Raw genomic sequence first — 26064 nt, forward strand, 5'->3', positions numbered from 1 at the left:
GATAATAGATTGAAAATTATGGTGGATGCTGGCATAAATGTCGGTTCAAGCCTGAAAAATATCAATGAAGAAATTAAGGCCATAGCCAAGCATCCATCTCTTCAAAAGCTTAACTTATCAGTTAGTGTTGATAAGTCGTTTGTTAAGGCTATGAATGAGTTTGCATCTGCAACTAAAGTGTTGAGTACTGCACTTGAACAACAACAAAAAGTAATTAATGAGTCAATCGTAACAACTAAAAAGTTAGATGGTTCTATTGAAAAAGTTACACAGAAACAACTTACCAATGGCTCAATTATTACTCAGAACACTAAAAAGATTAATGAAGAATCTAAGGCTTACAGTGAACAGAAAAAGACGCTTCAGGATTTATCCAAGGAGCTAAATGGTTACACATTAGCAAGTTCAAAAGCAACAAAAAATAAGCTTGGTGAAGTAACAGGTAGTAAGAATACATACGCAAACGATAAAAATCAAAAGGTAACTGTCAATTTAGATAATGCTGGAAACGTAAAAAACTATTCTGAACTAACTAACTATCTGAAACAAAAAGAAGAGACTATAAAGAAATCCGAAACATTAGACAAAGCTCATTATCACGCATTACAAGAGGATCAAGCGAGAAAAAACGCACTGATCAACAAGAATTTAAAAGAAGAAGAACAGCGTAACCAACAGTTTCTTGCTCAGTTAAGAACGAGATTTGCTGAAGAGCAGAAAATTGCTCGTGATCGTGATGCATTAGATAAGGCACATGCGGCGGCAATGACTGAGAATCTGAATAGAAAAAAAGCTGTTGCAGATATGGAAGCCAAAATTTCTGCGGCTCAGTCAAAGTTTAAGAATAATTCATCTGCTGTTGCTGAGTTGAATGCACTAAATGCTCAACTTAAAGATGTAGGCAAAGTTAGTAATTATAAGAATGCTTTAACTGAACTGCAAACCAAACTCACACAGATTACTTCTCAAGCTAGACTGGCTGGAGGCGAAGCCAAAACATTAGGACAGCGATTTGGTGATGCAGCTTCTAAAGTTGCCCTATGGACTGGTGCAACAACTTCAGTTTATACCGTTATCAGAGCATTAAGAGAAATGACTAGCGTCATTATTCAAGTGGATAGCCAGATGACTCAGTTAAAACGTGTGATGGATGAGTCAACAGATTTTGAAGGTATGTTGTCTCGGAGTATTCAGTTAGCAAACGAGTTGGGACGAAGCATTACAGAGGTAAATGAGAATGCTATCGGCTTTGCACGTATGGGATTCGATGAAGATCAGACCATGAATTTGGCAAAGACAACCACTTTGTTGCAGAACATATCGGAGTTAACCCCGGGTGAAGCTGTAGATACATTAACGGCAGCAATGACCATATACAATGTTGAAGCAAGCAAGAGTATTGAAATTGCGAATAAGTTGAACGAGATCGATAACAATTACGCAATTACAACTCAAAATCTAGCCTTATCGTTGACGAAGGCTGGAGCCGCTGGAAATACCTTCGGCGTATCAATGGAGAAGTTACTTGGTGACACTACAGCAATTACGACCGCCACTCGGGAATCGGGAGCAGTTGTAGGAAATAGCCTTAAAGCCATCTACTCTAGGCTTACCACAATGAAAAAATCAGAAGGTGTGTTAGCCAAGGTTGGTATCTCTATGCGTGATATGAGTGGTGAAGTTAAAGATGTTCCTATAATTCTGGATGAACTCGCAGGTAAATGGAATGGATTATCCAAAGAACAACAGCAGTATACTGCTGTTCAATTAGCCGGAACGTGGCAGCTCACAAGATTTCTCGCATTAATGCAAAATTACAATATTTCCCTTTCCGCCACTGAAACAGCTCTCCATTCTCAAGGTTCGGCGGCGCGAGAAAATGAAAAATATATGCAGTCACTCGAAGCTCGCATTGCAAAGATGAAAACAGCTTGGGAAACTATGTCCATTGCCTTTGGTAATGCCATTATCTCCGACTCAATTGTTGTACTTACTTCATTATTCGCATCCATGATGAACGGTGTTGCTTCACTTGTTGAAACTGTTGGTGCTCTGCCAGTTGTCTTAGGCGTGGTAGGTAGTGGGTTAGTTCTATTAAGAGCATCATTTAAACTACTGCTTATCGATATAGTTAATACAGTTAGAGCATTGTTCAATATTGCTCCTTCTGCTGCAACAGCATCTGCTGGATTGCGAGGTTTAACTGTTTCAAGCCAAGCAACTGCGGGTGGGCTTCGATCTGCTGGTACTGCGGCTACATTTGCAAAAACCGCATTGCTTGGATTAAGGTCAGCTACACTGGTTGGATTAGGATTTTCTGCACTAGGTCTCGGATTAGAGTGGATTATAGGTCTTTTCTCTGACACAACCAAAGCAACCGAAGATTTCACAGACAAAACTGAAGAGTTAAATCAGAACCAATACGATCTTTCAAATCTCAAATCTCTATCAAAAGAGTATGATGAGTTGTCTAAAAAGACTGAACTAAGTTTTGAAGAAAAGTCTAAACTTGCTCAGATTGAGAGTGAATTGTCTAGTAAATACAATGTGACTACCACAAATGTTGACGGACAGACCAAATCGCTTCAAGAAAATAATAAAGCCATCCAGTCTCAAATCGCATTAAAAGAAGAAGATTTAAAAGCTTCAAGATTAGCTGCTGAACTTGATTATACCTCGAATTCTGTAAACATTGAAAAAGATATCGAGAGTAAAAGAGATGCTTTGATAAATCAAGAGAAGAAGTATAATGAACTACTTGCTGAATACGAACAGAAGAAATCAGAAGCACAACAGTTTGATCCCGTCACAGATAAAGCTCACTATGATTGGTATCAAGATGCCATTAAAGACTTAGCTGGTCGATTAAAAGAAGAAAGTGATTTACTCACTAACTCCAAAACGGAAATGCAAACCGCAATGAATGCTAAAGTTCTCGCATTTAAAGGTGCAGGGCAATCATTTGTTGACGAACAAGAAGCGAATAATGTTAAAATTGAGGGTTTAACTCGTGGTTTTCTAGATATCTATGCTGCCGCTGCTGCTGAAAGTGGAGTATCATCTGATGAGTTCAAAAAGAACATAGGCGATGTGTTCAGCTCCATTCAAGGTGAAGATATTGCGAACGCAGAAGAAGGCATGAAACTTCTTGAGGATATGCCGGGAATTACAAATTTAACTGCAACATCCTTTAAGAATTTACAAGCAGTATTGTCTCAATATACTTATGCTCCAGTTGTTGAGGGTGTAGAATCAGTAGATGATGCACTGAATTCTTTCAATTTGACAATGGAAGAAACAGTTGAGCGTACAGATGAAATGTCTCAGAAGATTAGTGAAACAGCAACTTTTGTCTCCGAAACAAAAAAAGAAATCGATATTCTCAATACTGCTCAATCTGAACTGGCAAATGGGAATCGTCTATCTACTGATACTATCAAAAAGATGAATGATAAATATGGCGACTTTATCAAAGTTACAGGATTAAGTAAGGAAGCTATTAAGAAATATGTTGCTGCTAAAAAAGAGGAACGTATCTCCATTGTCAATGATGAGATTGCTAAAACAAAAACCACTATTGAAGAAACAAAGAAGCGGATTACCGCTTACGAAATCGAAATGGTTGCATGGGAGCGTAGGCGTAAAGTTGAAGCTTCCGCAAAAATTAAAGAAATCAACTCTCAACTCGAAGCTGGATTAATTACTGAACAACAAGCTGAACAAATGTTTGGGGCTTATCGGAGAAATCAATCTGGTATCGATTCTAATGGAAACATAATCAACAACTCCACTATTTCTGACTATGCTATGGAAAGAGCGGCTCTTAAAGATCTGATGGCTGATCTGAGTTTGTTGGAAAGTGCTCGAACAGACTTGACTACTGCCGCCAACGACTCCAGTAAGGCCACCAAAGATAGCGGAAAAGCCACCAAAGATGCCACCAAATCCAATGATAAATCGAATGAATCATATAGCGAAACTAATGAAGTTTTAACAGACCTACAGAAGAAACTTCAAAATGTAGAAAGTGCTATTGATTCTTTACATAATAAACAAAAGAGTCTCGAACAGGGATCTGCTGCTTACCGTAAATCGATAATGGAAGAGAACAAACTTTTGGAACGAAAAGCTAAATTACTTGAGGAAGGTATCGCTGATCCAAGTAAGCTTGTTTCCTACAAAGTTACTACAACTTCAAACACTTCTGGTGAAAGTTACTCTGGTAAATACGATGATATAATCAATAAATACGCTTCTGAAAATGGCGTCGATCCAAGACTTGTGGCTGCCATTATTCAAACTGAGAGTACTTTCAACCCTAACGCTAAATCGGGCGCTGGAGCTATGGGACTAATGCAACTTATGCCGAAAACCGCAAAAGGGTTGGGTGTTAAAAACGCATACGACCCAGAACAAAACATTGCGGGTGGTACAAAGCACATTGCAGATTTGCTCAAAAAGTATAATGGAAATGTTGAGTATGCTCTAGCTGCGTATAATGCGGGTTCTGGAAATGTGAATAAATGGATTAAAAAAGGTCAGATGGGCAATATTCCATTTTCGGAAACGAAGGCTTATGCTCCTAAAGTTTTAGCTAACTATAATTCAATCTCTGGCACAAGCTCATCCTCTACTTCGGCATCTTCTTCGTCTGGCTCTGGCAAATCAAACAGCAAACTAGACACCATGATCAATGCCGCTTTGAATATGCAGGGACAATTTAAGTATCAGCAAGTCGAAGGAAAATTTAAGGGGACATTTGAGGATTTTAAGAAACGAGCACTTGCTGACTGTTCTCAATTCGTACAAGAATTCTTTGAAGAGTTCATGGATATCACTCTTCCCCGTACTGCTGCTCAACAATCGCAACAAGGTACTGCTGTAGCCAAAAAGGATTTGAAAAAAGGCGACCTGATCTTCTTTGAGACCAAAGATGGACACAACGCATCTCATGTTGGCATTTATACGGGTAACAGTAAGTTCATTCAAATGGGTACGGAAAGTGGACTTAGCGAACAAAGCCTCAACAGTAGTTATTGGGCACCTAAGTATCGTAGCGCTAGACGTATTGATGGCGTTGGTGAATCAACTACTAGTTCAGACGGTAAAGCCAGCACAAAAACATCGACTAAAGCTGCATCCGAAAGTGACAAAGCTCAAGCAAAAGCAGATGCTAAAAAAGATCTTGAGGAGATTCGTACTGAGCAAAGAGAGAACCAATTTAAATTAATTGATGATTGGGTACTACAATACTCCAATGCCATTGAAAAAGTGCAGAATAAAATCGATAAATCTTCCAATAAGCAGTCTGTGTTGTATGTTAACTCAGACGAATGGCGTAAAGAGGAACAGTCCCAAATCAGTTTAATTGGACAGCAACGTAAACTGAGAGAAGAAGAAATTAAAAAGATCAATGAGTTAATGAAGCAAAAGAAAATCACCTCTCAGGATTACAATAAGCAGATAGCTGAAATTGAGACTCAAATGTTAGCCGATGAAGCACAAATTTATGCTAAACGCGAAAATGTAATTGAATCATTTGTTGGAAGCTATAATGATAAGTTGGCAGAACAAGATCATGCCCTTTCGTTATCAGAAGCAAATTTAAAGGGTATGACAGAAGGCTCAGTAGAATACAACAAAGAATTACGCAATCAGATTCCGATTATTGAGGAAAAGAACAGAATTGTTAGCAAGGAAATTGACTATATCAAGTATCTTTTGAGCAGTGGAAAACTCAACGCTGATCAAACTGTTAAGTATAACAAACTACTCAAAGAACTAAATCTCTCCCTTCTTGATACCAATTCCGCTATGACTGATGTCAATAACAAGATGAAAGAGCTTAAAGAGTCTGCCATTGACAACATTATCGAAGAATATAAAAAAGTCATTGAACAACAACGTGACTTAGCACTGGATGCCATCGATAAAGAACGTGAAAAAGAAGACAAGCGCCATGAGGAACGCACCAAGAATATTGATGATGAACAGAAACAATTTGATGATTATATCAATGCTCGACTCAAAGCACTTGACCGAGAATATGCTTCTGATGATCACGAGGAAGAACTTGCGAAGAAAACCAAGGACAGAAATAAAATCCTTAGTGACATTAATGATCTCTCTTTAGACGATTCCATTGAAGCTGATGCCAAGAGAAAAGCGCTTAAGGAACAGTTAGCTTCCGTTGAAGAAGAAATTTCTAAGTTTCAGCGTGACCGTGAACGCGAACTTATTAAACAAGGTTTACAGGATCAACTTGATAGTCGTAAGGATGTAAACGACAAGATCAAAGATGAGGAAGATAAGAAGCATCAAGATGCTCTCGATAAGTTGGATGATGAAAAGAAAAAGACTGAACAAAAGTATAAAGATATTCTTGAGGATCAGAAGTATTTCTATGATCTGAAAAAAGGATTGATGAGTGAGGACGCAACAGTCGTAACTGCTACACTTGGGATTATTGGTGGAGAATATGATAAGTTATTCGCCAACATGAAAACTCATATATTCGAAACGTCAAAAGAGATGCAGAATTTAGTCTATCAATTTCAACAAAGTCAAGACGCTTTTAACAAGTTTAAAGGTGGAGATTATTCAGCACCAGAGCCCGGAAGCAGCAATAGCGAAACTGAAAAAATTAAGGGGACAATGGCTTCAAGAAAGGCTTGGACTGAGTATTTAAACAATAAACAGTCTGCTGAGTCAATCAAGAACGATATGAAAAAGCTTGATAAGTCTTCTGCTCAATACAAAAATTTGGAGAATGATTTTAACAAGTTGAAGACAAACAATGACCAGTTGCGTTCAGTATATGGATTCCCAGATGGTAGTTTCAAGGATTTAGTTAGTCAGAAAATCTTTAGCGCTGAAACTGGTGGCATGACTCCAGCTTGGGGGTCAGAAGGTAAATTACTGTTGGCGCATGAAAAAGAGATGGTTTTGAACAAGTCAGATACATCAAATGTGTTGAAAATTGTTGATGTGGCAAGAGATATGTTCAATAGATTCAAGAGTAATTTTAACCTTGATGCAATTAGACCAGCGACATCTCCTACTCTATCCCCCGCCACTTATGGAGACATTAATGTACATATTGACAGACTGAACACTGATGAAGCAGGAGCGAAAGATTTCTTTACTAGAATTGCCTCTGAGCGAAGAAAAAAAGGATACTAGAATAATACAATTAAGCACTCGGAAATGGGTGCTTTTTTCTATATCTATCTTTACGATTTCATACCCTTGACTTATATTGTATTCGAGAGGAGTAATGTAATGGGTAAAAAACGATGTCAATGCGGTTCATTTGCTACTTTGCATCATACATCTAAGTCAAAGCGTACCAATCAAACTATAGCAATGATTCACAATGTCCCAGTCTATATATGTAGTGATTGTGGCTTTAGTTTCATGACTGGTTCAGACAGTAAGCAATTTGCAAGTAGTACATAGAATAGAGTGACACAGTGTCACGCTTTCCTGATGAAGTAAACCCATTAGACTCGTATGCAATCACTAGTCATATAAATCAGATGTGTTTCTGATCGGTCTAATGGTGTTCATCATTCTAGTATGTATGGTATAATATTCCTTAACAACAGAATGGCTAATATGGGCGGTCGGCTAGTCTCCTGCAAAGGAGGTGATGCCCGTGGAAGTGAAAGATACACTTATGTTGATGATTCAATTCGCAACGTTGGTGATTTTGATTCTTTCCTTCAACAAAAAGAAATAGACCGCCCTCGGCAAAGGTGACGGTCAATTTCTGGATACCTATGTTCAGCCACCGCCCTTAGAAGCGGCTGTTGCAAAGAGTAGGGATGTTCACGCATCCTTGCTCTTTTTTATTGTATCCATAGTGTAGCACAACAATTCCCAAAATTCCACATTCACAATGCGGATTGTTGATCAGTTATACACTCATTGTTAATCAGTTTGGTTAGGAGATGAGGTAGATTGGTACAAGTCAAACCTATACATAAAACCAATTTGGGTATAGACAGCAGACAAAAAGAAGTCCTAAAAAGTTATATTAGTGCAATGCCAAATGGAGTCAATTTGAACAAAGTGAGGGAGTGGATAAGGTATGACAGAGATTAAAGTGAAACCGATTCGTCCGACCAAGATTACAATTAACAGTGAAGAAGAATATAGAGCATTCGTTGATTTTGCCCACGGTGTGAATCAACCATATGACGCAATCATTGAAAAGGTTAAGGAACGACAAAGGAATCATGTTCGTACACCTAAAAGGAAAAGACATGAAGAGTAGAATTAATGAAACACCATATCAATTGACACGCTCCAAATTATCCAATCCACACTCACATATACCAATGTCTGAACGTTTAACAAGAAGAAAGTCAATTGACCTACGTGACAATCACATTGTTGTTGATATAAATGATGGATTTGTAAAAGTCGTAACAATTGATACATCCAAGACCCACACCTACATAGACAGTGAATACGCTGAACAATTTATCAAAGAAGTACACAGTAAACCAACTGAAGCAGCGAAACAGCGAAACAAACAGGCACAAGCATTGTTACATAGGTTGCAACGTTAATACCGAAATCGAGGTGGGATTAGATGAAAACTCAAATGGCTTCAACTCCAACACTTAAAGGCGAAGATGCTAAACGTTTACTTGATTCTCTTAGGAATAAACCAACTGAACGATCACGTATGAATGCTGAGAAACTAAAGGAACACTTTTTAAGGATTGAGGAAACTCGGTTACTTAAAAATCCAGAAATCACGTTAGATACACCTGAAAAAGTTGAGCTATTTAATAAGCTACTATATGGAAAAGTAAATGAAGAACTGAAGCAGAGAATTAAAAATACTCCATCTATCCCAAGAAGAAAGCCCAAATAAATAGGGCTTTTTTATTTGTCCGAATTTATATAATGGAGGTGATTTGAATTACAATACGTGATGATTTGTATTTTGTATTTGATGGTATTACTAGTCAAGATATGGGACTCATCAACGTTAATCTAAATAGCGGTATGTTAGAGGAACAATTAATGTCTGAGCAATCCATAACTGAAGAAAAAATACGACATAATGATACTCCCTACTTTATTGGAGTTGAACGAAGTCCATTTTCAATTGAATTTAGCTTTGCGTTTGAAGATGTTTTTGATGATGAAAAAATAAGAACAATTACAAACTGGCTGGGTAACCAGCCCTACTATAAAGAGTTATACTTTTCCAATGAAATTGATAGACGTTACTATGTCATCTATAACGATAGTCCAAAACTAATACATAATGCTCTAAAACAAGGGTATATAACAATCAACATGAGAAGCATAAGTCCTTACACCTACTCCCCTGCTCTAACAGAAGGGCAGTATGATTTTTCTGCCAATGTACCTATTGGATCTGATATTACAATTGAAAACCTTGGAAACATGAATTCACCGCCTGTTATTGAAATTGAAAAGATAGGTAATGGTGAGATAGAAATTATCAACTTCTCCAATTCTGAGAGTCCTAACTTTCGTTTAACCAGTCTTGTCGACAGAGAAAAAATAATCATTGATTGTCAAAAAGAAGACATTACCTCTGATATTCCTCTTACTTACCACTTCGATCATGTTTATGGCTCCTATCCCTCCTTCGTTCAAGGATTAAATTTTCTAAAAGTAAAGGGAAATTGCAAAATCACATTTAAATATCGCTGTATCTTTAACCAATGTTAGGAGGATTTGATTGATAGAAGAATTCACAACCAAGATAGCCAAGCCTAAGATTTATCTATGTAGACCCAATATTAATCGTTCCACTGTTGCTAATCTGACGGAAGCATATCAAATCAAACGAGAGGTCAGCAAAGGAAATATTGGAGAACTTAGTTTCACTCTTCCCCTATTTCTCAATGACCAATTGGATATGAAGCAAATTAGAAATAATCATGTAGATGAAATTAGAGAGAAATTTCTTATACGTTTTGAGTATGAATATGAAACAGAATATTACATAATCGATAAAGTATCTAAAATTATGAACGATACGGATACCGTAGATGTGAACTGCTATAGTTTGGGATACGAATTGTCTGCTAAATTGATTCGTGACTACAGCGTAGTATCCTACAATGCCAAACAAATGCTTAACGATATATTAAGAGAAACCATTTGGAATATTGGTTATATGGATGCACAGTTTGAATTGAAGTATCGTTCATTCGATCTTAGCGGTACGAGACTTGAAGGTGTCCAGAAGATTGCGGAACAATTCAATGCTCTGATTGTTTGGGATACCGATTTGAGACAAATCAGTTTTTACGACCCCGAAAACTATGGGATCAATAAGGGATTTAAAGCAAAGATGGGCAAACTCATGAAAGGTGTATCTCAAGAATTGAATCTTGATGAGTTTTGTACACGACTTAAATTGTTCGGAAAAGATGGAATGTCTATTCAATCCGCTAATCCAACTGGAACTAATTTCATCCAAGACTTCACCTATTTTGTCTATCCATTCAAGCAAGACAGTAACGGAAACGTAATTAGTCATAGTCACTATATGAGTGATGAATTATGTATTGCTCTAGCTCGTTACGAAAAAGTTATCGAGAATAAACAAGGTGAGTACACTACCCTACTTAATCAACTTGAGATTCTGAATGGACAACTTAGTACAAGGAATAATGAGTTAACAGCTTTAAAAACAGAGTTAGCTCTAATCGAAGACAATCTTGATACATATAATGCCACAGATAAATCTGGGCAACCAAATTACCAACTTATCAACGACAAGAACGTTAAACTGGGTCAGATCAATCAAAAGAACATGGAAATCTCCACTCTAACAACACAAATAAATAATGTAAATGCGTCCATGCAAGTATTGCACAATCTATTTAAAATGGAAAACAACTTTACTCGTGACCAGCTAGTTGAGTTAAATCAATTCGTTTACGAGAAAGAAATCAGTGATGACAATTACACAGATGCTAAAAAGCTGCTTGAAGATGGTAAAAAGGAATTCAACAAAGTACGGGAACCACAGATTATTGTTGATTTATCCTTGGTCAACTTTTATGAAATTTTTACCGAACAACACAATAAAGATAAGCTCTCCATTGGAGATGTGGTCACAGTTGAGCATGAAATATTGGGAATCCATGTCAAAGCATTTGCAACGAAAATTACATACGACTTCGAAGCATCAAGTATTGATGTGGTCGTGTCTAATGCTCAAGATTTGATGACAGACCAAGAAAGATTTATGCGTGAACACACGAATAGTATTAGTAGTTCGGCTACTTTAGATATGAGCAAATATAAATGGGATCAAGCTAAAGCAACCGCAGATGATGTCTCACAAATTTTTAATAGCACAATTGATACGGTTAAACGTAATATTACGGCTGGAGTAGGGGAAACAGTTGATATTTCAAGACGTGGAGTTATTGTAAAAGATCCTGCTGACCCGTTAAAATTCCTTATTATACAACATGGGCAAATGGCTTTAACCAATGATGGAGGAAACACTTGGAAGACAGCCATTTTGCCTGATGGAATTATAGCGGAGAGAATAATTGGCAAACTATTGTTGGGTAATAAATTGATCATATCTGATAATGATGGCACGTTTACCATTGAGGGTAACCTATTGACCATTAAAGATAAGCAGGGGAATATTCGGGTACAATTGGGCGAGTATAAACCGGGAGTATATGGACTTAAGATTGTTAGTAAACTTGGAACAGTTGTTCTTGATGAAAATGGGATTATTCAGACAGATACAATTCAACTCGCAGATAATGTAGACAGCACACATCCATTGAAGCTAAAGTTTTATATTTCACCAAGCACTATTACATATCATCAATTTCAATTGAACTTTTCATTGGAGCGATTTAGAGCGTACAGTAAAGGTGCTGCTAGTGCTGTGATTAATTTAAATACTACATTGTCTGAGCGGATTAATTTGACTACAACTCTGGAGAGACAGGCTGAAATTAGTACCACTGAGCCACGTGATGTCTCTGGGTCAACTCAAACAGAAGGGACATACTTTGGTTCTGGAGGACATAACCATGGTTGGCCTGAAGGAACACAGTTTAAAGATGTAAATGGCGTAACAAGAACTTGGGTTCCTTCAGGAAATCATCAACATGCAGTAAATCTACAATCTCATACACACAGATTTACCATCCCTGCTCATGCACACAGTATTGATATGCCAGAACACAGTCACAGAATCGATATGCCTTCACATTCTCATGCTATTGATTATGGAATTTACGAAAGTACAATAGCAACTGGAGTAAGAGTGATTATTGATGGAGTGACAAGAGGAGGCATGTATTCTTCTATTGAGAATAACGTTGATGTAACCTCATGGATTCAGACACCCGGATGGCATACCATTGAATTGTCTTCTCAGTCGTTAGGTCGAATCAATGCTAGTTTGTACATGAAAACATTTGTGGGAGCATAATAAAAAGAGACTGTGTCTTACCGATACAGTCTCTAACTTTTAATTATTCAAATGTCCAAGTACCAATGTAGTCATGATTTTCTAATCGATCAATAATGGGAGAAAACTGTATTTTACCAATACTCACATCTTGATCGAATTCATAGTAAATGTATCCTGAAGCAGTTTTACCGGGCTGTAGTTGTGAATCATTGTACTTTGAGCCATCAACATTGAATTTAAACGTAGCACCAAGCGAGTTAATGTTTTTACTCTTTAAAAAATTCCCTGCATCAAAAACCAATGTTCCTCCTACTTCTACAAGATTTGACTTTGTATTATTAGTTATAGTCATAAAGACTTTGAATCCTTTTCTCAAAGATGATCCATCTACTTTTTCTCCATCTGTTACATACTCAATCTTATCAATACTAACGGTTACACCTTTAGCCGTAATGGATTCACCAGCCTTAACAGTTGGAATTGTCGCTTGTGTTGGCGTTTCTGTTACTGGAGGTGTTGTTGTGTTACCACTACTCCCTGTACCACCATTACCACTATTGCTTGTCGTTGTATCATTCTTACTCTCAATACTAATCACATTCTTACTCTTATCAAAACTCACATCAGCGTCTAATGCTCTACCAATCTCACCAACAGGTAGGTAGTTTAAGTTTTGATAGTTGATAGGCTGTGTGCTCATCTTCTTACCATCAACCATCACAGATACAGAGCTATTGATCTTAGCTTGAATTGTTTTGGCTGTAGCTGCTAAAGCTGGAACCGATACAGTAAGGGATGCTCCAAGTAATACACCCAAACTTACATAGCCTACCTTTTTCAATTTACTCATTTTATCACTTCTCTCATTGTATTTTATGTACATAAAGTACTTACGTTTAATTCTACTATGCGTTACCGTTTCTTACCATATATATCGACAATACATACTGAATTTGTTAGGAGTGAGTAAATTGCTCAATGAAAAAGAAATTGATAGACTCAGAGAAAAGATGATGAAATATGAAAGTGAAATTAATAGCTTCATTAGAGAAGACTTGGGTGACACAAATTATGAGGTTTCATTTAAGTTGAGCGTGAAAGAGGATAGTCCTAGAATCTATGATCACACTCCTTCTTTAGTCAATATGAGACCATTAAATATGTCAATAGATAGGAATTGGTATGCTAACTGCGACCCCAACAATCCTGATCACGTATGTAATTGTAGTTGTCGTGGAAAACATCCTATAAGCCATTCTGTAGATACGAAAGGATTGAGTTATCATCTCTAACGAGAAGGCTTTGCTGGAACTATTACAAAAGTTCCAAAATTACAAAGAAGAACTAGAGATATTTATTAAAGAAAATGAATTAGAATATACTGTTAATCTAAAGATTCAAGGGAAAAATGGGCTCCCAATGGGCTGGAAGGAACAACCCTCTTGTCTTCGCAATTCAGAATTCGCTTCTTTTATCTATAGTTACAACCTCTATGATTACGGAGAAATTAATCTTGCAACTCTTAGTAAAGATAAGTTAAAATGATAGACTTTGCACCAAATTCCTTCTAGTATTTAACTAGGAGGCGATAGTTTGTGGAATGAAAAGGACAAGAATAAGGAGGAAGATAATATGAATATTACAACTATTCAGCGTCCGAACACTCCGACAGAATCAATGAAGGAATCCATGAAGCAAATGGAACTCATAAGAGAAGGAAAACTTCCTAAAAGGTCATGGCGGGATTATATTAAGGAACAAAAGAGGGAACAGTAAAAATCATTGATATCATAAATACATACTACACATAATGAAACAAGTCCCTTCAATTTGGAGGTGGCTTTTTTGTTGTGCTTTATTCGAAAAAACTACCATAAGGAGGCATCCAATGTCATCATTTGATTATCAATTAAGTACAATCACTAAATATCGTGCTGGTACAAGTACCGACCCCTACTTGGACATTTCGGAAACTAAACCAGTTGTAAATGGACAAATTCAACTGAATGAAATCCCCGTTCCTCTATATAAGGTTCGTATCCCCGATATGTTCGAAGTCCCTCATACTAGTAAGAGTGATCTAAAAGAGAATGAATATCGAGTTGATTATACAGAGGGAATCATTTCATTCCACATGATTGCTGAAAAAACTCAGAAAACTTATACATATAAAGGTAGAGGTAATCACTTTGTTAGTTATCATCGTATCTGGACAAAGGAAGATAATGGTGAAGTTCTAGAAACTCTAGGTGACATCATTGACGCAGGTAACGATGCAATTGAACAAGTTAAACAGCTTGACCAATTGATCAAGGAAACTGAGGATTCGATTGAGTTAGTGCACGAAGCTACTGTCAATGCTAACACTAAAGCCGATTACGCAAAAACTCAGGGAGATTATGCTAAAACTCAGGGAGATTATGCTAAGACTCAAGCCGATACAGCATCAGGCGTTATTACATCTGCCAATGAAAAAATTGATGAGATGGACAATACCATTGTTGATGCTAATAACAAAATTGCAGAAACGGAAGCAACAAGACAGGAAGCAATTACTGCCACCACAAATGCAAATACATCGGCTGACTACGCAAAAGCACAAGGTGACTATGCGAAAACTCAGGGAGAATTCGCGAATACTCAAGGGAAATATGCTAAAGATCAAGGGGATTACGCAAATCAACGAGGCGATGATTTAGTCCTCCGTGGTGAGTACTCCCCTACTGCCCCATATAAAACTAACAATATGGTTACGTACAACAGCAAATTGTATATGGCAATAAAAGATTCAACAGGTATTGAGCCGGGTGAAGTTGACACAGAGTATTGGAGAATTGTTGTGCAGACTTCGGTATCAACAGAATGGAATAATATCCTTAACAAGCCGAGTCTAGTCGAAATTAGCCGAGAAATTATAACTGGTGCTGGTTTAGCAGGTGGAGGCGATTTGTCTGCTGATCGAACACTTACTGTTGATTTCGAAGAAAATAATGGAGTATCCACACAGGCATCTAGAAGCGACCACACACATGAAAGTTTAAACCAATTGATTGATGATTTGAGCAATGAGAAACGTTCAACGGTAACATTGCAACCGGGGATGCAAGTGGTTCAAGCAGAGCAAGAATCTGCATTTAAACTTACAGGCATGCAGGGACGGACAATGGCTAACCTATTAGGGCGTGATGGAAATTGTGAGAATATTTCGCGGTGGTTATCGTTTCAAGGATCAGTAAGTACAGACGCTACAAACAAAACCGAAGGTTCCAGTGGAATCAAGCTGACAGTTACTTCAGGTTCTTTTGCCACAGCAACTGCTGTAAATACAATCAATGCAAAAGCAAATAAATTCTATATTGCTATAGTAGATAGTAAAAACGGAAATGCTACGAATGCCTCTTTTTATGCCAATGGGTTAACGGCAACTAAAGGCGTTAATTCCACTGCTGATACTACTAAATTTGCACCTTTGTGGAGGGCATATGCGCCTACAGCGGATGTCGTTGCATCCGTTATTGTACAAACCAATAGCAGCGCTACAGGTCAATACGCTTATTTTGACGCTGTAAGATTTTATGAAATCACCGCAGATGAATACGCCGCACTCGATAGCATGACACCGCAACAGATAGCTGCTAAATACCCATACGTCGATAGCGTTCAGCCTGTCCGAAATCCGTATGTGATCCGCTACGGGGAGAATTTGATACCGCCATTATACGAAGCTGCTTATTTAACCGCCGCGTCTAAGGCGATTGCAATCGAACCCTATATATTGACTTTCCAATCTGGTGGAAACATGGACTTTATCGCGTTTCGTATTCCGGTAATCCCAAATGCTGACTACACTTTTTCCTATGAACATGAAGGTTACTCAAGTTCGAATAACGGAGTCGGATGGGCAGCAGTTAGCTCTGATTATAGCCAAGAGTTGTTCGCCTATACTTACGATAAAGTTAAAACGTTCAACGTAGGCAATAGAACGGAAATTGCTATAGTAATGCGTAGCTTTGATGCTGCGAAAAATGTATCGTGCAAAAACTGGATGCTCAATTTTGGAAATACAGCCAAGCCATTTGTTCCACGCGAAGATGCCATGCTTGCCTTGCAAACGGAGTTGCATGCCAATCCAAATACAGGAGCTAACCCGGATATGGTGTTTGAGCGAGACGGGCAGTATTTCAGGTTGGCGAAGTGGAAGAAGTTAACGTTGGACGGTAATAAAGCATGGGGAATTGGCGAGGCTGGTGGATCTGCTGGGCTAAAACAGGTAAAGGCGTCAGGTCTAGCACCGAACGCAGTAGCTGGGAGCGGAATCGTCACAAAATTTGACGGTAAGTTATTGCCTCAAGGAAGCACGGGCAACACGCCCGATACAAACGCAGTCACAGCAGCAGGGGATGTATATATGTCTATTCCAAGTGCCGACAGCGGATGGGGAGACTCATACACACCTACAGCAGACGAGATTAAGGCGTATTTCATGGGATGGCGTATGTATGACGGAGAAGCGTCTGGAGCCCCGTACAACGGGTCAGGCACGAAATACTGGCATAAACTGTCTGACGGAACTTCAACTCCTGGAGCGGGCACAACTTCTTTACCGACTACACCCGCGCCAAACTGGACGCCATACCAACTCCTATACCAGCTCGTAACGCCAACTGTCGAGCCGATCACGTCAGAAGGTCAATTGACGTTTATTGAGGGAACTAATCAGGTTGAGGTCGGTACAGGGATTGTGTTGCGGGAAAACGTCAAACCCACGAGATACGGTGATTGGGCTGTGGTTAACTATACGTATGATGGTAATCATGCTTTGTTAAAGAATAAAGCCGATGTAATTATGTCGTTGTATAAGGAAGGTAAAGAAACTTTCAATTACTTAATTACTCGTAGGTACGAAGTTTCTTACGGTAATGAATACGTTGGAATACCTTGGTCAAGTTTTGATCAATCAGCCTCCTATTCCGTCACATACCTGATGCTGGACACGTCTCCAATAACGCCATTTGTCGGCTCTATCGCGGACAACGAAAAGGCACTGTTTACTGACTTGGTGAAGGACGTTCAACAGGCTAATGCACGTCTTAGTGTGGTGGAGAGCAAAAAGGCTGAGAAGGACGCTCCTGCATGGATTACACCGACATTGCTTAATAGCTGGATTAATTACGGTGGTGTCGAAGACGGAGCGGGATACAGAAAAGACAGTGATGGTTATGTCCATTTGAGAGGACTTGTTAAACTTGGTGTAGCTGGAGCAATGGTCTTTAAGTTACCCGTAGGATATCGACCGAAAGCTGCTATAAGGGCACCCATTTCAGGAGCAGCAAAATTCGGCGAGATGACTATCGGAGTTGATGGCGGGGTCTACTTCAACGCTGGCATTGACGGAACTTACGTATCAATGTTTATACCGCCGTTTGCCGCCGAACAATAAGGAGGTTTATCATGAAAGCCGTACCTAAAGTAAATATAGACGGCCTCTATCTGGAGGACGAGTTGGTGGACGATGCCTTTAGTGGTGTCGTCCCTTTTTATGCAATAAGTGAGCAAAATAGTTGGCCTGAAGATATGAGTGATACTGATAGCGATACTATTAGAGCAGAAAAAGAAGATGAGATTGTTGGTTACATTGTTGGAATTCCAGTTCCTTCTGGTTTATTCCATCCGAAATTTAATTTGAATTTGTGGGAATCTCTTCAACTTGATAGCAATGAAATTGTTATAGACTTGTGGAATGAGGGTCTTACTCAAGAAGAAATCAAAGAATTAACCAAGCCTCCAATTCAAGAACCGTCTGGTTTAGATTTGTTAGGCAATCAACTTGTAATGCATGAATTAGAATCCTTGCAGTTACAACAACAAAATGGAATATTAGGAAATCAAATCGTTCAGCAAGAAATTGAGAATACAGTCCTTAAAATGCAAAATGAAGCACTAGGTGCTCAAATTGTAGGCGTTGAGCTTCGATTACTGTCTATGGAAGGAGAGCAAAATGTTTAATTCAGACTATGAAAGACTTAAATACTACTATGAATGCAAATGGGCTAAGGAATCACAATTATGGCAGTATGTTAAATTTGGAGTTATTACAGAGGAAGAATGTTATATGATTTTAAATCCACCTATCCCCTCTACTCCATATTCATCCTAACAACAAATTAAACTTACAGGACTCCTCTTAGTAGGAGTCTTTATTTTATCTGAGAGAAGGAAAACAATGTGTCAGACAAAATTCTAAATTTTATTGTGGGGGTGGTTGGTGCAATTGTAAGCTACGCATTTGGAGGATGGAATGAAGCTCTAGCATTGCTTGTTGTATTTACTGTTTTGGATTGGGTTACAGGCTTAACTGCGTCTGCGTATGAAGGCTATAAGAATCCCAATAGAACCGACAAAGGATTGAATTCACGAAAAGGATTCTTTGGGATTCTTAAGAAAGTCCTCATGTTTACTGTCATTGCAGTACTATTCCGTATTGACACACTATTGGGCTTGAATGGAACATTAAGTTTAGCAGTTGGTGCTACATACTTTTACCTAATGAATGAGTTTATTAGTCTTTTAGAAAACTACGGACGATTAGACCTTCCGCTACCGGAGCAAGTGAAAAAGGCAGTTTCAATTCTTAAAGAAAAAAGTGGAGCAGAAGATACAAAGCAATAGCAAAAGTATTCACGTTGACAATTGAATACTTTTATGCTTCGTGTATACAAAACGTAACTTTTGTGATATACTAAATTATGAACGGAATGTCAAGAGAACTTCTGTTCCCCTTTTTATATGATTGGAGGAATCCTCATGTCTTACAGTGTAGATGATGTAATTAAGTGGTTTTTAAGCAAAGAAGAAATGACACCGAAGAAACTTCAAAAAATTCTGTATTATGCTTACTCGTGGCATCTAACGTTTCAGAACGAAAATGTGCAAGATCTTCGTGATCGGCTTTTCCCAGATAAGTTTGAAGCATGGGTGCATGGGCCAGTAATCAGAGAGGTTTACAATAAGTACAGAGACAAAGGATCTCAGGCTATTCCTAAGTTTGATGGCGAAGCGCCAAATTTCGATGCTGATACTACGGATATTTTGAACCAAGTTTGGGGAGTATATGGAGGCTACAACGGAAACGAATTAGAATCCATTTCTCATCAAGAATCTCCATGGCAAAATGCACGAGAGGGATACTTACCGCTTGATCGTTGCGAAGTTAAAATTTCTGACAAAGACATCTTCGAATGTTACGTTGCTCGGCTGGGTTAGCTGTATGGCAAAGAAGGTTGTAAAGAACAATAAAAAGGCAAATACCGGAGTCAGCAATGACATATCTCCTACAAACGGAAGAAACTTATCTTTCGATTTTTCCTATCATAATTGGATGCGAGGAGTTGAGGTTGGAAATTTCACAAGTAAACTTAGAGATGAGGCCAGTTTTTCTAAGTGTGTCGTTGAGATATTCACTCAACTCCTTCCAATAATCCATGAGAACTGGAAGGAGATTTATAAGAATGGTGCTTCAAATGGTCAGTTTAAGCATTGTCACACAGTAGCTTCAAACAAAATTACACTCGTTCATAAAATTGCATCTGAAATCCACGGTAATAAGTTTGAGACAGAAAGCGATGACAGTTTTAATATCTGGCAACTTGGAACCACTCAATCAATTAGGCTTTTTTGTATCTATGATCATGTATATAACATCATGTATCCAGTCTTCATCGATTATCATCATTTGATCCATCTAAGCAAAAATCATAATCAAGCAGATACAAGCAAGTACAGCTATTGTCCTATAAGTACATACAGTTAAGGCGCTCACATGAGAGCGTCTTTTTTTATTTATCCAAGGAGTGATTTAATGATCCAAAAAGGCAATTTTCTTCTATTAGAAATATCAGAGTTCAGACCATGGCTACAAAAGCAAAAAGTGACACGAAGAATCAAAGGTTTGCAAGTACACCACACTGGATCGCCTAACTACTCTACTCGTAAGATGATTAACGGGATTGCTCAACAAGATCATTTTGCATGTTTAGAAGGAATGCGGAACTATCATATTAACACGAACAAATGGAAAGCGACTGGACAGCACCTAACTTTGTTTGAGGACGGTAAGGTGGGTATTTCATTAGATCGAGATTTAAACATGACTCCTGCTTGTATCTACAATAACAATGCGGGATATGTAGGTATCGAGATTATTGGATGCTTTGACAAAGGTGTAGACACAATGACACCAATTCAACGGGAAGCTGCGATTCATTTGTATGCTGCATTGTGTGAAAAGTTTTATGTACCCGTTAATACAGATAAGATTGTATATCACGCATGGTTCTCTGCCAGTGGTACACGTCTAGGAGACTATACACCGGGGAAGTCAAGTAAGTCATGTCCGGGCACTGCTTACTGGGGAGACGGCAACACAATTGCTTCTGCAAGCAAAAACTTCATTCCTCAAGTTAAAGCAGAGTTAGAACGATTAAGAAATGGGATTTCGAATGCAACTCCAATTACAAAACCAAAGGATGATGAACCAATGACCGAAGCAGAAAAGTTACAAGTGGCTAGTCTTGAGAAAACAATTCAACAACAATCTGATTGGATTAAGGCTGAGAAAATCAAGGCTAATATGGAATGTCCATCTTGGGCTAAAGCTGCATATGAGTATTACAAAGATTATATTTCTGACACCACAGGTAGTTACGATTTTTGGAGACAGCTTGTGATTAACTACCGTAAAGATAATAACATCAAAGTAAGCAAGTAATCATACATAAAGGAGATAAGATAAATGGATAACCTATATATTATTGCAATCATCCTTGCTGCTGTTGTAGGAGGGTTATTTGTTATACCGTATGTCAAGGGAAAAGGATGGATTAACAAAGATAAGACTGAAGGTGTGCAACAAACACTAATGGTTGCACGACTTGTACTTGATGCGATTAACGTTAAAGGACTTGATAAGAACAAAGCGTCATTTGCATTAGATATTGCCGATACCGTTGTTGAATATGTGGATGAGTATATGGATGACAATGTTGATAAAAAAGAAGTATCACTTAATATTGTTAGACATCTGCTTGAGAAATATGGAATCACGCCAACAGAGTCTGAACGTCAATTAATTGAGATAGCCATAGCGGAAGCAATAGAACGATCATCAAAATAATTATAAGTGTAAAAATAATACGGAATTAATTAATTATATAGGGATTGGTATATATACATATATCAGTCCCTATTTTTTTCCTTTTTTCTTGTCAAGCTTTTTTAGTAGCCGACTAAAATATTCCATGATGTAAGGTTTTACATATTGACTTATTTGAAAAGAACGTGTGTTCCTGTTGATTTGTGTGAATATAAGAGTATAATGATTTATATGAGTAAAAATAATACAATAAACAGTGTATAGTGATGATAACAACGATAGATGAAAGGGAGAGATTTATATGACGATGGTAATGGAGCGCAGAGGGGTTGAGGCTAAAGAGGCTAAAACGGTCAAAAGATTTGAAATTTGGCTGGCAAACTTGGGACATAGAGAACGTTCAATTCAAAGCGGTGTTCGTCCGGTCTTAATTGTTTCAAATGATATTGGAAATAAATATTCACCAGTGGTTCTAGCAATTCCTATAACATCTAAAGTTAAAAAGTCGATGCCTACTCATGTATTGTTAGAAGCAGACAAATGTGATATTGCCGATAATAGTATTTTGCTTTGTGAACAGATCATGACACTCAACAAGAACGAAAATCTTGTAAATAAATTATTTACTCTTCCTGAGGAGTATTCACCAGCGATTTCGAGAGCGATAGACATCAGTTTAGGAAAATGAATTTTAATTATGATAAGATAATACTTGACTTTATGACTACATAGAACTATATTGAGAGAGTAAGAACAAAACAAACAGGGAGGGAAAACAAAGAATGATCATGGAGTTGCAAGAAACAAAAGACTTGGATAAAGCCACATACGCAATGTTCTGTGGGGATAATGTAGATAAACTCAGACTCACAAAAGATAGATTGTATCAAGTACATAGACAGCAGACGCTAGGTGTGGGTGAAGAGAGCTATGTAATAAACGATATTGGTAATAGATCTTTCTCATGTTGGATTGCTGTTGATCACCGATATTATATGTAAAACAATAAGCTGAGATTAAACTCTCAGCAGATACATAAAGGTTTACCCGCTTCAATGAAGAAGTATAGATTGATTACAATTGAAAAGAGGATTACATATGAAACCATGGAAAATTGTATTGGCACATTTTTATCTTGATGAATCCAAGCGGATCAACAAGCAACCAAAACACTTTAACACCGAAATGTTTGAGTACGCTGACAAAAATGAAGCGATTCGTGAATATGATCGAATTGTGAATGAGTTTGATAAGAAATCCTATGATGTAAAGGGACATTCTATGGCTGCACGTAAGGCATATCGTAAACTTGATGGACATGACATCCTGACAAACATCTTATTACTTCACAATGATGAGGAGTATGTAGAGATGACAGTTGAAGAATGGAACGAAGCAATAAAAGAGGTTTGATCATGGTCGATATGAAGGGAGGTGAGGTTAGATCAGATGTGATGAGGTTCCGTTAAATGTTTATAAGTGAATAAATAATACTGATCAATTGAATGAAATGATAAGTTTGCACATATTAAGACAGAAAGATGACTATGAGACGCAGTGTCCTAGAGTTAAGGCACAAAAATAAGGGAGAACGATAAATAGAATGACAAACAAATTACAATTAGTTTTTGAACAAGACGGGAGATTTTATACAGATTCTATACTGTTAGCAGAGAAGTTTAATAAACGGCACGATGATGTACTTAGAGCAATTAGAAACGTCAGATGTAGCAATGAATTCACCCTCCGCAATTTTGCGGAGACCCCTTACATGCACAGTCAAAATAAACAAACATACATAAAATATAACATGACAAAAGATGGATACATATTTATCGCAATGGGCTTCACAGGAAAGAAGGCCGATCAACTTAAAGAGGATTACATAAATGCGTTTAATGAACTAGAACAAAAATATCTTGCGACACTCGAAGAAATCAAAAGCCTATATGCTCAATTGTTTACAGCAAGTAACTCTCTACCATTTAATGCAGCCGTAAAATCATTTGGCATAGGGATTGGACGAAATAAAGTTATGGCTGATCTAAGAAAGAGAAAAATATTACTCAAGGGTAGTAATCTACCAGCACAGCGATTCCTAGATAATGGATATTTTGAAGTCAAAGATGTAATAAAGAAGAATAAATATAGATCAAAAGTAATTCCTACAACTTATGTAACACCAAAAGGAATCGACTATCTAGCTAAAATATATGCATTGTAAGAAGTGAGACAACCTGATTACACATAAAAGGGAGAACAGTAAATTGATAATTAATGTAGATGTTAACAGTTTCAATGCTTATTGTAAGAAGAATGAAGCTCATTATAGTTTGAAAAGACAAATTATTAACGACAAACTAGAGGCGGGAATTAATGGGGTAGAATGGTTGGTTCTGAATCTTAATCCTAAACCATGGAAATATGAATGTTTAAATGATTGGATCGAAGAAGAAAGAGAGCACGGAAAATATCATTATGAGGACGTGTTTATTGATTCGCTTCTAATGAAGTCGGATGAATTTTATTCTAAACATCGCTACAACTGGTGGATGACTGTTGATATGACACTACTACATCTTTTCATTATGAAAGCAAACAACTATGATAAATATTTTGACTTTCTGCAAAAAGTACAATCTAAATCAAAGATTAAAAAATGAAAAGGAGATAGATACATGACGAAAACTATTAACACTGAATCACTATTTGGACTTGAGTGGAGTATGATTCAAGACAAGTTGGAACAGGGTGCGAATGGAGTAGAATGGTTAGTTTTAAATCATATTTCTGATTCTAATGTAGTTCGAGGATTAGATGGATGGATTGAAGGGCTACAACTGTACGGACATAATGATTTTCACCAAGTAGTATTAGATACTTTGAGTTACGATTCAGAAGCTTTTTATGAAAAATACGAATTTAATTGGTGGCTATCAGTCCGCTATTCTTTTGAATATTTAAGTCAATTGTGCGCTAGAAACTATGATACATATTTTAGTATCATTCAAAAACTTGAAAATAAGGGAGAAAATAATATTGGCTAATTTGATTAAATTTGAAGGATTTAATGTGGAGTTTCTTATGAAAGAAGATGTGAATTTTGATTTTGAGGGAGAAGCACTATTTCATGGTGGTCAATCAGCAAGTGTTCTAGAGTATTCAAACACAAGAGATGCACTTATTAGACATGTAGACGAAGATTGCAAATATAAAATTATGAATTCGGATGTCGTGAATCCCGACTTCCGAAAACTCAACAATGCTGGAGAGATATTCCTAACTGAAGACGGAATTTTCGACTTAATCTACAATAGTAAATTGCCCAAGGGTAAAGAGTTCAAAAAGAAAGTCAAAAAAGTAATCAAGCAGATTCAAACAACGGGACACTATGATGAAACTGAAAATCAAATTGTACAGATCCAAGATGAAACAGAAAAAAAGTTAAACCTGAAAGTATACAAACTCAAACAACTACTGGATATTGATCCTTATGACCAGCTTGTACAGATTCAATTTAAGGATGCAGAGAAATCTCTTGAATTATATAAGCAACAACAAGAAATGAAAGCTATTAACGCAAAAGTTGACCAGTTAACAGAGGTTGTAGATAAGGTTCAACAAGAAAACGAATTAATCAAACAGCGCCAATTATTCGTTTGTGATCGAACAAATTTAGATGAAAAAGTGACTATTCTTGCCAATAAATTCTTTGGTCGTAACAAACAAATAGCCTATGGAGAACTTTACAGAATGATGAAAACACTTGGAAGTTTTGACGTGTACTCAAGACAAAAAGGTGAGTGGAAGAAAATTAACGCAGATAGAATATCCCTTGGTAAAAAGCCATTTACGGACAATAGTTTAAAAAACAAATGTAATTGTATTCATATCATTGATGTTCATAATAAATGGAAATTAGCAAGCGAAGCATATATTACAATTGAAACAAAATACACTCAAGATAATAGCCATAGTGCTTGAGGTAGCAGTATGAGTAGTATTAAAGAGAGTACATACATAGAAGACGTTGTTGGCGAAGAGATTAAAGTTGGAAATAATACATATCGAATTACTAGTATAGATATAAACGGAAAAATAGAAGGTTTAAAGCGGTTTAATAGCAAGACTAAGATGTGGGTAAATTTAAGTTTTTCAAATGAAGTGGATATAGAGGAGTTGGATAAAAAAGTAGCTTCAATATTGGGGAATAAGAAACATTACATATTTAAATGAAGAAAAAGACCCTACATTAGATAGGGTCTTTAATGTATGGAGCGTAGGGGGGTCGAACCCCTGACCTCTTCGCTGCCAGCGAAGCGTTCTCCCACTGAACTAACGCCCCAAGATGAACACAAAAAGTAATATATCACTTTAATCTTAGGCAGTCAATACTTGTTTACTCAATTAAAGAAATGCTATATAATTATGGATGTACATAAGAGCGACTGGAGGAATTAAT

General features: G+C 37.4%; 26 protein-coding genes and 1 tRNA gene. 25 read left to right on the forward strand and 2 right to left on the reverse strand.

The features are described 5' to 3' along the window. Positions 1-18: 18 nt before the first annotated feature. From ACR32F_RS09935 to ACR32F_RS09965, 7 genes are all read left to right on the forward strand, one after another. Entirely contained in the window at positions 19-7182 is a 7164-nt protein-coding gene (locus tag ACR32F_RS09935; RefSeq protein WP_440119758.1) for a phage tail tape measure protein, read from the forward strand. 469 nt (positions 7183-7651) lie between these two features. After that, entirely contained in the window at positions 7652-7741 is a 90-nt protein-coding gene (locus ACR32F_RS09940) for a putative holin-like toxin (RefSeq protein ID WP_367988533.1), read from the forward strand. 351 nt (positions 7742-8092) lie between these two features. Then, entirely contained in the window at positions 8093-8278 is a 186-nt protein-coding gene (locus tag ACR32F_RS09945) for a hypothetical protein (RefSeq protein ID WP_440110379.1), read from the forward strand. Further along, complete coding sequence (locus ACR32F_RS09950; RefSeq protein ID WP_440110381.1) at positions 8268-8576, forward strand: hypothetical protein; 309 nt, start codon at positions 8268-8270, stop codon at positions 8574-8576. The genes ACR32F_RS09945 and ACR32F_RS09950 overlap by 11 nt, the downstream gene beginning before the upstream one ends. A 23-nt stretch (positions 8577-8599) precedes the next feature. Beyond that, complete coding sequence (locus tag ACR32F_RS09955; protein ID WP_440118477.1) at positions 8600-8887, forward strand: hypothetical protein; 288 nt, start codon at positions 8600-8602, stop codon at positions 8885-8887. A 65-nt stretch (positions 8888-8952) separates the two neighbouring features. Next, positions 8953-9720, forward strand: a complete 768-nt coding sequence (locus tag ACR32F_RS09960) for a phage tail domain-containing protein (RefSeq protein ID WP_440118479.1) — start codon at positions 8953-8955, stop codon at positions 9718-9720. 10 nt (positions 9721-9730) lie between these two features. Then, positions 9731-12469 (forward strand): phage tail protein, encoded by a 2739-nt coding sequence (locus tag ACR32F_RS09965; RefSeq protein WP_440118481.1) that lies wholly within the window; start codon positions 9731-9733, stop codon positions 12467-12469. A 43-nt stretch (positions 12470-12512) separates the two neighbouring features. Here the strand turns inward: ACR32F_RS09965 and ACR32F_RS09970 are convergent, their stop codons facing one another. Continuing rightward, the gene (locus ACR32F_RS09970; RefSeq protein ID WP_440118483.1) at positions 12513-13301 is read right to left on the reverse strand and encodes a stalk domain-containing protein; all 789 of its coding nucleotides are present in this window, start codon (positions 13299-13301) and stop codon (positions 12513-12515) included. A gap of 452 nt (positions 13302-13753) precedes the next feature. Here ACR32F_RS09970 and ACR32F_RS09975 point away from each other — a divergent pair, with 452 nt between their 5' ends. The 18 genes from ACR32F_RS09975 to ACR32F_RS10060 all read left to right on the forward strand — a co-directional run bounded on the left by ACR32F_RS09975 (position 13754) and on the right by ACR32F_RS10060 (position 25838). Beyond that, positions 13754-13996, forward strand: a complete 243-nt coding sequence (locus ACR32F_RS09975) for a hypothetical protein (RefSeq protein WP_440118485.1) — start codon at positions 13754-13756, stop codon at positions 13994-13996. Positions 13997-14044: 48 nt separating this feature from the next. After that, a complete protein-coding gene (locus tag ACR32F_RS09980; protein WP_440118487.1) occupies positions 14045-14227 on the forward strand; it encodes a hypothetical protein in 183 nt (60 codons plus the stop codon). Positions 14228-14339: 112 nt separating this feature from the next. Continuing rightward, positions 14340-17891: a hypothetical protein gene (locus ACR32F_RS09985; protein ID WP_440118489.1), complete on the forward strand. Its 3552-nt coding sequence runs from the start codon at positions 14340-14342 to the stop codon at positions 17889-17891. An 11-nt stretch (positions 17892-17902) separates the two neighbouring features. Beyond that, positions 17903-18457: a hypothetical protein gene (locus tag ACR32F_RS09990; RefSeq protein WP_440118491.1), complete on the forward strand. Its 555-nt coding sequence runs from the start codon at positions 17903-17905 to the stop codon at positions 18455-18457. Then, the gene (locus ACR32F_RS09995) at positions 18450-18608 is read left to right on the forward strand and encodes an XkdX family protein (RefSeq protein WP_440118493.1); all 159 of its coding nucleotides are present in this window, start codon (positions 18450-18452) and stop codon (positions 18606-18608) included. Before ACR32F_RS09990 ends, ACR32F_RS09995 begins: the two co-directional genes overlap by 8 nt. Positions 18609-18676: 68 nt before the next feature. After that, on the forward strand, positions 18677-19120 hold the full coding sequence (locus ACR32F_RS10000; protein WP_440118495.1) for a phage holin family protein: 444 nt from the start codon (positions 18677-18679) through the stop codon (positions 19118-19120). Positions 19121-19255: 135 nt separating this feature from the next. Continuing rightward, positions 19256-19714: a Panacea domain-containing protein gene (locus ACR32F_RS10005; RefSeq protein ID WP_440118497.1), complete on the forward strand. Its 459-nt coding sequence runs from the start codon at positions 19256-19258 to the stop codon at positions 19712-19714. A 4-nt stretch (positions 19715-19718) separates the two neighbouring features. After that, positions 19719-20261 carry a hypothetical protein gene (locus tag ACR32F_RS10010; protein ID WP_440118499.1) on the forward strand — a complete coding sequence of 181 codons (543 nt, stop codon included), beginning with the start codon at positions 19719-19721 and terminating at the stop codon, positions 20259-20261. 48 nt (positions 20262-20309) lie between these two features. Further along, positions 20310-21218, forward strand: a complete 909-nt coding sequence (locus ACR32F_RS10015) for a peptidoglycan recognition protein family protein (protein WP_440118501.1) — start codon at positions 20310-20312, stop codon at positions 21216-21218. Between the two features lie 24 nt (positions 21219-21242). Further along, positions 21243-21623 (forward strand): phage holin, LLH family, encoded by a 381-nt coding sequence (locus ACR32F_RS10020; protein WP_440118503.1) that lies wholly within the window; start codon positions 21243-21245, stop codon positions 21621-21623. 280 nt (positions 21624-21903) lie between these two features. After that, positions 21904-22290: a type II toxin-antitoxin system PemK/MazF family toxin gene (locus ACR32F_RS10025; RefSeq protein ID WP_440118505.1), complete on the forward strand. Its 387-nt coding sequence runs from the start codon at positions 21904-21906 to the stop codon at positions 22288-22290. A gap of 94 nt (positions 22291-22384) precedes the next feature. After that, positions 22385-22603 carry a hypothetical protein gene (locus tag ACR32F_RS10030; protein WP_440118507.1) on the forward strand — a complete coding sequence of 73 codons (219 nt, stop codon included), beginning with the start codon at positions 22385-22387 and terminating at the stop codon, positions 22601-22603. 97 nt (positions 22604-22700) lie between these two features. Then, positions 22701-23015, forward strand: coding sequence for a hypothetical protein (locus ACR32F_RS10035; protein ID WP_440118509.1), 315 nt, complete (start codon positions 22701-22703; stop codon positions 23013-23015). Positions 23016-23205: 190 nt separating this feature from the next. Continuing rightward, positions 23206-23826 (forward strand): Rha family transcriptional regulator, encoded by a 621-nt coding sequence (locus tag ACR32F_RS10040; protein WP_440118511.1) that lies wholly within the window; start codon positions 23206-23208, stop codon positions 23824-23826. A gap of 43 nt (positions 23827-23869) precedes the next feature. After that, on the forward strand, positions 23870-24265 hold the full coding sequence (locus tag ACR32F_RS10045; RefSeq protein WP_440118513.1) for a hypothetical protein: 396 nt from the start codon (positions 23870-23872) through the stop codon (positions 24263-24265). Between the two features lie 15 nt (positions 24266-24280). Next, the gene (locus ACR32F_RS10050; protein WP_440118515.1) at positions 24281-24649 is read left to right on the forward strand and encodes a hypothetical protein; all 369 of its coding nucleotides are present in this window, start codon (positions 24281-24283) and stop codon (positions 24647-24649) included. Further along, positions 24642-25586, forward strand: coding sequence for a BRO family protein (locus tag ACR32F_RS10055; RefSeq protein WP_440118517.1), 945 nt, complete (start codon positions 24642-24644; stop codon positions 25584-25586). The genes ACR32F_RS10050 and ACR32F_RS10055 overlap by 8 nt, the downstream gene beginning before the upstream one ends. A gap of 9 nt (positions 25587-25595) precedes the next feature. Then, positions 25596-25838 carry a hypothetical protein gene (locus ACR32F_RS10060; protein WP_440118519.1) on the forward strand — a complete coding sequence of 81 codons (243 nt, stop codon included), beginning with the start codon at positions 25596-25598 and terminating at the stop codon, positions 25836-25838. A gap of 37 nt (positions 25839-25875) precedes the next feature. Here the strand turns inward: ACR32F_RS10060 and ACR32F_RS10065 are convergent. Then, positions 25876-25947 (reverse strand) — tRNA-Ala (locus ACR32F_RS10065). Positions 25948-26064: the final 117 nt, after the last annotated feature.

The sequence above is a fragment of the Paenibacillus hebaui genome, assembly GCF_051934385.1.
In the GTDB taxonomy this organism is placed as follows: domain Bacteria; phylum Bacillota; class Bacilli; order Paenibacillales; family Paenibacillaceae; genus Paenibacillus.

Excerpts from the sequence above, each read along its gene's own strand:
- ACR32F_RS09935 (WP_440119758.1), top strand. The coding sequence starts at position 19 with ATGGTGGATGCTGGCATAAATGTCGGTTCAAGCCTGAAAAATATCAAT.
- ACR32F_RS09940 (WP_367988533.1), top strand. The coding sequence starts at position 7,652 with ATGCCCGTGGAAGTGAAAGATACACTTATGTTGATGATTCAATTCGCA.
- ACR32F_RS09945 (WP_440110379.1), top strand. The coding sequence starts at position 8,093 with ATGACAGAGATTAAAGTGAAACCGATTCGTCCGACCAAGATTACAATT.
- ACR32F_RS09950 (WP_440110381.1), top strand. The coding sequence starts at position 8,268 with ATGAAGAGTAGAATTAATGAAACACCATATCAATTGACACGCTCCAAA.
- ACR32F_RS09955 (WP_440118477.1), top strand. The coding sequence starts at position 8,600 with ATGAAAACTCAAATGGCTTCAACTCCAACACTTAAAGGCGAAGATGCT.
- ACR32F_RS09970 (WP_440118483.1), bottom strand. The coding sequence starts at position 13,301 with ATGAGTAAATTGAAAAAGGTAGGCTATGTAAGTTTGGGTGTATTACTT.
- ACR32F_RS09985 (WP_440118489.1), top strand. The coding sequence starts at position 14,340 with ATGTCATCATTTGATTATCAATTAAGTACAATCACTAAATATCGTGCT.
- ACR32F_RS09990 (WP_440118491.1), top strand. The coding sequence starts at position 17,903 with ATGAAAGCCGTACCTAAAGTAAATATAGACGGCCTCTATCTGGAGGAC.
- ACR32F_RS09995 (WP_440118493.1), top strand. The coding sequence starts at position 18,450 with ATGTTTAATTCAGACTATGAAAGACTTAAATACTACTATGAATGCAAA.
- ACR32F_RS10005 (WP_440118497.1), top strand. The coding sequence starts at position 19,256 with ATGTCTTACAGTGTAGATGATGTAATTAAGTGGTTTTTAAGCAAAGAA.
- ACR32F_RS10010 (WP_440118499.1), top strand. The coding sequence starts at position 19,719 with ATGGCAAAGAAGGTTGTAAAGAACAATAAAAAGGCAAATACCGGAGTC.
- ACR32F_RS10015 (WP_440118501.1), top strand. The coding sequence starts at position 20,310 with ATGATCCAAAAAGGCAATTTTCTTCTATTAGAAATATCAGAGTTCAGA.
- ACR32F_RS10020 (WP_440118503.1), top strand. The coding sequence starts at position 21,243 with ATGGATAACCTATATATTATTGCAATCATCCTTGCTGCTGTTGTAGGA.
- ACR32F_RS10025 (WP_440118505.1), top strand. The coding sequence starts at position 21,904 with ATGACGATGGTAATGGAGCGCAGAGGGGTTGAGGCTAAAGAGGCTAAA.
- ACR32F_RS10030 (WP_440118507.1), top strand. The coding sequence starts at position 22,385 with ATGATCATGGAGTTGCAAGAAACAAAAGACTTGGATAAAGCCACATAC.
- ACR32F_RS10035 (WP_440118509.1), top strand. The coding sequence starts at position 22,701 with ATGAAACCATGGAAAATTGTATTGGCACATTTTTATCTTGATGAATCC.
- ACR32F_RS10040 (WP_440118511.1), top strand. The coding sequence starts at position 23,206 with ATGACAAACAAATTACAATTAGTTTTTGAACAAGACGGGAGATTTTAT.
- ACR32F_RS10050 (WP_440118515.1), top strand. The coding sequence starts at position 24,281 with ATGACGAAAACTATTAACACTGAATCACTATTTGGACTTGAGTGGAGT.
- ACR32F_RS10060 (WP_440118519.1), top strand. The coding sequence starts at position 25,596 with ATGAGTAGTATTAAAGAGAGTACATACATAGAAGACGTTGTTGGCGAA.